This window comes from Photorhabdus namnaonensis (genome assembly GCF_001684335.1).
Lineage (GTDB): Bacteria > Pseudomonadota > Gammaproteobacteria > Enterobacterales > Enterobacteriaceae > Photorhabdus > Photorhabdus namnaonensis.
Map to the genome: position 1 here is coordinate 24,439 of NZ_LOIC01000053.1, position 6,000 is coordinate 30,438.

Genomic DNA, 6,000 nt, shown 5'->3' on the forward strand with positions numbered 1-6,000 from the left:
GATGACTGCTCAAAAAATTGACACCTCAGCAACCAGTGGTTTACTATTTGTAATATTGTTACACCAAGGGTGAATCTATGTCATCAAAATTAAACTGGCTTTTGCAAAACACTACGCCGGGCTCCTTAGTGTTGCAATCTTGGCTAACAAAGCACAGCATCAGCCCCTCTTTGGCGAATAAGTATATGAATAGCAACTGGTTGCAAAAATTGCGAGCCGGGGTGTATGTACGAACAGGACGTGAGCCTGAGTGGAGTGATGCTGTGCAATGTCTGCAAAATCAGCTTTCTATCCCGGTTCATTTAGCGGGACTTACCAGTCTGGCGTACCAAGGCCGTTCTCATTATCTACAGTTAAATCAGCAAAAGATCTGGCTCTATGTGGAAGACAAAGCTGCGTTGCCTAAATGGTTTAAAGAATTTCCTGATATTGACTGGTTTTTGCTTTCTAACCAAAAGTTATCCCTACTTGATGAGAAATACCTGACAGAAGTTGAAATCAAAGGAAACCAGCTAAAAGCCAGCACGCCTGAATTAGCTGCTTACGAAGTTTTAGATGCTGTGCCTGTATCGTTTTCTTTTGAACATGCTGCGGAGCTTTTCCAAGGTTTGATTAATCTCAGCCCGCGTAAAGTGGAAATACTTCTTCATTCCAGTCATGCGATCCAAACTAATCGTCTATATCTTTTTTTAACCGATTATTATGCTCACACATGGGCTAAACGTGTTGATAAAACTAAAGTTGACTTAGGGGCAGGGAAGCGTCAAGTCGTGTTAGGAGGAAAGTTGGATAAGCAGTATCAGATTACGGTTCCGGAACAGTATTTGAACAATGGATTATCTCATGGATAAATATTCTCCATATTACCGACAAGTTGTGTTGTTGATGAGTGTACTGCCTGTGGTAGCAACAGAGAGCTGTTTTGCGTTGAAAGGTGGGACGGCGATTAATTTGTTTGTACGTGATTTTCCCCGTTTGTCAGTTGATATTGATCTGGTTTATATACCGTTGGAAAGCAGGGAGCTAGCGTTACCCAATGTTCGAGCGGCATTAACTAGGATTGTCGCTTTACTCCAACAACAAGTAGGGGTTTTTGCAGCACTACAGACAAATAATCCTAATGAAATGCGTATTATTGTTACTTCTCAAGAGGCGCAGATAAAAATCGAAGTCTCACCGGTTGCGCGCGGTACTCTGTATCCACCTCAAGGGCGTGATGTTGTTGAAGTTGTGGAAGATGAATTTGGTTTTGCCTCTATTCAGGTCGTTTCGATTGCTGATCTTTATGGTGGTAAGCTATGTGCAGCGTTAGATCGCCAGCATCCACGTGATCTTTTCGACGTCAAAATGTTGCTTGAAACGCAGGGGATGGATCGTTCTATCTTTAATGGATTTGTTACCAATTTACTTAGTCATCCTCGACCGTTGTCTGAAGTGCTTAATCCTCGATGGAAGGATATTTCTGAGCTTTATATGAATGAATTCAGAGGAATGACATTTAACAAAGTGTTGTTGGAAGATCTTAATTCCGTACCTGAATTGATGATTTTAGCACTTAAGGAGCAATTTACCTTGCAGGATTCTGACTTTTTGATGTCTTTCAAAAGTGGCAAGCCGGATTGGCATTTATTCCCAGAAAGCCAAATTCAACATTTACCAGCGGTAAAATGGAAGTTACACAATCTCGATTGTATGCCAAAAGGTAAACATATTCAGGCGTTGGATAAACTAGAGAAAACTCTGGCTGAGTGGCTGGATTAGTTTATAATTCGTGATATACATTCACTTTAAGTATCACTATATATTTATTTTTAAACCATTGTCATTGGGTGATGATAATTGAGTGGGACAGTAATAATAGATGAGTTAATCAATTATAAATGCGTGGTTAAAATATAGTTTTTACATACATAAATTCAAAAATAAGAAATTATAAATGAATTGTTTTCCAAGTATATTCAACCAAAAGTATATTTTTGTCATAAACAATAATGTATGAGTTTGAATCCGTATTGAGCTTACGTATCGAATATTAGGTTAACTCCAGCAAATTAAGTACCACTGGCCCGATGCAGCGCAGTGAATATTTTCTTTAATGCATCAGGCCAGAAGATTACGCTTGTCTTATGCGAAACTGGTTCCTGCCAAATTATTTGATCACAGAAGCGTCGATCAAGGTGATCCCACCGATGAGAGCCCAAGTGGTCCACGGTGATGTAGTTGATGAAGTCGTTTGCCAGAGGTGCCAGAGTGCCTTATCAAGGCCAAGCACAAACACCTCAATCCGGCCGTCTGAATTCTTCGCTACTGTTGGCGCACTGGCGATAATGCCTGTAAATGAGCTCCAGTTAGACCACGGACCGTTATGATAAATCTGCCAGGCGCGCCAGAGCGTGTTATCAGCGCCACGTGCGAAGACCTCAAGCCGACCAGAGAGATTCTTCACCACCGCCGGGGCGCTAGTGATCACACCATCCAAACATTGCCAGTTTGACCACGAAACGGAATCAGAGCTGATCTGCGAGATATGCCGGAGTGTGCTATCGGCACCGCGAGCGAAGACTTCGAGCCGACCATCGCAGTTGTCGATGACCACTGGGTCGCTAGTGATTATACCTTTTAGTGACTGCCAATTTGACCACTGATCGGTGTGAGCTGCGGTTTGCCAAATGTGCCAAAGGGCATTATCGCCACCGCGCGCAAAGACCTCAAGCCGGCCATCGGCGTTGACATGTGCGGCTGGGTTACTGGTGAGTGTGCCGCCCAGAGATTTCCAGCTTGACCACGAGTTGGTATGGGCGGAGGTTTGCCAGATGTGCCAGAGAGCGTTATCGCCACCGCGCGCAAAGACCTCAAGTCGACCGTCCGAGTTGATACATACCACCGGGTTACTGGTGATCCCGCCATACAGCGGCTGCCAGCTTGACCAAGTATTGGTATCGGCAGCGGTTTGCCAGTTGTGCCAGAGAGCATTATCCGTGCCACGCACGAATACTTCCAATCGACCGTCTACATTACGACAGACGGCGGGTTTGCTAGTCACTACTCCATTAACTTTGCTCCAGCCGGCCCAAGAGGAGTTTGGCAGCGGTGTTGTTTGCCAATTGTGCCACACTGCGTTGTCAGCGCTTACACCGAAAACTTCAAGTCGACTATCGGCATTGTTTGCTACTGAAACAATTCCAGATAATGCTATCGCAGAGTTCTCGATTGCTATCTCATTGGCGACATATGTTTCGGTATTATCTGGCGTTGGCATTTTAATGAGTTCTTTTTTCATATGTATATTCTCTTTAAAAATAGTTTCTCTGGTTCAAAAAATAATTACTTAATGGGAGAGATATTCAACTTTATGTATTGATATATTTACTAACCTCCTATGTTGTTTTTAATAAAATAAAGAGCGTTTTCTTTGTTAATTATTGATTTATAAGTGTTAGGAAAATGTAATCTTGAATTATTTGGTTACATGTTTATATGTTTTTCACACAAAATTATTTCAGTGGGATAATTTTTAAATAAACTGTTTTTTTTATTTTGAGGTCGCCGTCGTTTTCTATTTTAACTATATTTTCCTCATGGTTTTTTAAATTTCTTTTAAAATATTTGATTGAATAATTATTAAAGCACACAATTCATAATCTGGCTATTAAGAAACGCAGAACATGATTTAATCATGTACCTAAAAGAGGTTATTCTGTTTGAAGTTGTTTTCCGGGCATATTCGACTAAGAGTCTGTTTCAGATAGACAAAAATATGTCCTTGTTATCGACGATAATATGCGAGTTCGAACCTGTACAAGGTTGGTGTGTCGAATATTAGATTTTTACCGGTAAATTAGGTACCACTGGCCCGATGAAGCGCAGTGAATATTTTCCTTAGCGTATCGGGCCAGAAGGTGACGTTCATCTTGTGCAAAGCTGGATTCATTCCAGATTATTTGATTGCTGAAGCGTCGATTAAGGTGCCATTGAGGGATACCCAAGCGGACCATGATGATGTGTCTTGTCTGGTGTTCCAGAGAGCGTTATCGGTGCCGCGCGCGAAAACTTCAAGCCGACCATCGGCGTCTTCCACCGCCGTTGGCGCACTGGTGATCGTGCCGTTTAACGAAGCCCAGTTAGACCACGGACCAGAATGGGAAACCGTTTGCCAGATGTGGTAGAGAGCGTTATTGGTGCCGCGCGCAAAAACTTCAAGTCGGCCATCGGCATTCTTCGCCACCGCAGGGGCGCTAGTGATCACGCCATTCAACGAGACCCAGTTGGACCACAGACTGGCATGGGGAGCGGTTTGCCAGATGTGGTAGAGAGCGTTATTGGTGCCGCGTACAAAGACTTCAAGCCGACCATCGGCGGTGTCGATGACTACAGGATCGCTAGTGATGACACCTTTGAGTGAATCCCAATTTGACCACTGGTTGGAATGGGGCGCGGTTTGCCAGATGTGCCAGAGCGCGTTATCGGTGCCGCGGGCAAAGACCTCAAGTCGGCCATCGGCGTTGATATGAACCGCGGGGTTGCTGGTGATCACGCCATTCAAAGATTGCCAATTTGACCACGGGCCGGAATGAGCGGCAGTTTGTGAGGTGTGCCAGAGCGCGTTATCGGTGCCGCGCGCAAAGACTTCAAGTCGGCCATCGGTGTTGGCATATACCGCTGGGTTACTGGTAATTGTACCCCCTAAAGATTGCCAGTTTGACCAACCGGCATTGGCGGCGGTTTGCCAGATATGCCAGAGAGCGTTATCGGTGCCACGTGCGAATACTTCCAATCGACCATCTGTATTGACATAAACGACAGGTTTGCTGGTTACGTTTCCGTTAAGTGAGATCCAGCCGGACCAGGAAGAGCCTGAATGTGGCGCTGTTTGCCTATTGTGCCACACGGCATTGTCAGTCCCCACGCCGAAAACCTCAAGCCGACCGTCGGTGGTGTTGACTACCGAGACAATTTCAGATAACGCGATTGACGCGTTTTCGATTGCTACCTCATTTGCAGCAAGTAACTCGACATGATCTGGCTTTGGTATATTAATAGGTTCTTCTTGCATATATATCCTCGTTAGAAATAATTTTTCAGATTCACTAAATAGTCATTTAATAAGCAAGGTATTTAATTCTTTGAATTAATATTCTCACTTTCACTCTTTATTCTTTAAAGAAATAATTAATGTTTTATGTGATGCTGATTGATGATCCGTGAAGTATTAAGTGGATGAGATGCTACATTATAAAACCTAGTGTGTTTATATATATTTTTACATACAGTTATTCAAAAATAATAAATTATGAATGAACTGTTTTGCTGTTTTAAAGTTTCATGTTTATTATATTTGAAAATATATTTTTATCATGATTGTTTTAATTGCATTAAAAACATTTGATAATCTTTACGGAAGCAAACAGTTTGATGACTAGCATTAAAAAACGCAGATTCTAGTTTATGAATGTTCTATAAAATGGAGGCTTTGTTTGAAATTGCCTTTTGGGTATATTCGACCAAGAGTCTACATTGGATAGACGAAATTATATTTTTGTCATAAATAACAGGCTCGAGCTTGAGTAAGTGTCTGGCTTGCATGTCGAGAATTGAGCTAACTCCAGCAAATAAGATATTACTGGCCCGATACAGCACAGTGAATATTTTCTCTAATGCATCAGGCCAAAAGGTTATGTATATCTTGTGCGGAGCTGAGCTTGACAGATTATTTCATTGCTTAAGCGTTGCTCAAGGTGTCCCGAGGGATGCCCAGCTAGACCATGAACCGGATGCTACCTTCTGCCAGATGTGCCAGAGCGCGTTATCGGTACCGCGGGCAAAGACTTCAAGGCGACCATCCGCGTTGGCATATACGGCAGGGTCACTGGTAATTGTGTGCCTTAAAGATTGCCAGCCTGACCAACCGGAATTGGGAGCGGTTTGCCAGATGTGCCAGAGCGCGTTATCGGTACCGCGGGCAAAGACTTCAAGGCGACCATCGGCGTTAGCATATACGGC

General features: G+C 43.3%; 5 protein-coding genes. 2 read left to right on the forward strand and 3 right to left on the reverse strand.

The features are described from left to right. The first annotated feature begins 77 nt into the window (after positions 1–77). Positions 78–851: a type IV toxin-antitoxin system AbiEi family antitoxin gene (locus tag Phpb_RS09405; RefSeq protein WP_065390107.1), complete on the forward strand. Its 774-nt coding sequence runs from the start codon at positions 78–80 to the stop codon at positions 849–851. After that, the gene (locus Phpb_RS09410; protein ID WP_065390108.1) at positions 844–1,761 is read left to right on the forward strand and encodes a nucleotidyl transferase AbiEii/AbiGii toxin family protein; all 918 of its coding nucleotides are present in this window, start codon (positions 844–846) and stop codon (positions 1,759–1,761) included. Before Phpb_RS09405 ends, Phpb_RS09410 begins: the two co-directional genes overlap by 8 nt. 388 nt (positions 1,762–2,149) lie before the next feature. Here Phpb_RS09410 and Phpb_RS09415 read toward each other — a convergent pair whose 3' ends face one another. The 3 genes from Phpb_RS09415 to Phpb_RS09425 all read right to left on the reverse strand — a co-directional run. Next, positions 2,150–3,280 (reverse strand): PLL family lectin, encoded by a 1,131-nt coding sequence (locus Phpb_RS09415; protein ID WP_065390109.1) that lies wholly within the window; start codon positions 3,278–3,280, stop codon positions 2,150–2,152. Between the two features lie 657 nt (positions 3,281–3,937). After that, complete coding sequence (locus tag Phpb_RS09420) at positions 3,938–5,053, reverse strand: PLL family lectin (RefSeq protein WP_065390110.1); 1,116 nt, start codon at positions 5,051–5,053, stop codon at positions 3,938–3,940. A 677-nt stretch (positions 5,054–5,730) separates the two neighbouring features. After that, positions 5,731–6,000 (reverse strand): DUF8189 domain-containing protein (locus tag Phpb_RS09425; protein ID WP_476742266.1); only part of this gene is annotated, 270 nt, incomplete at its 5' end.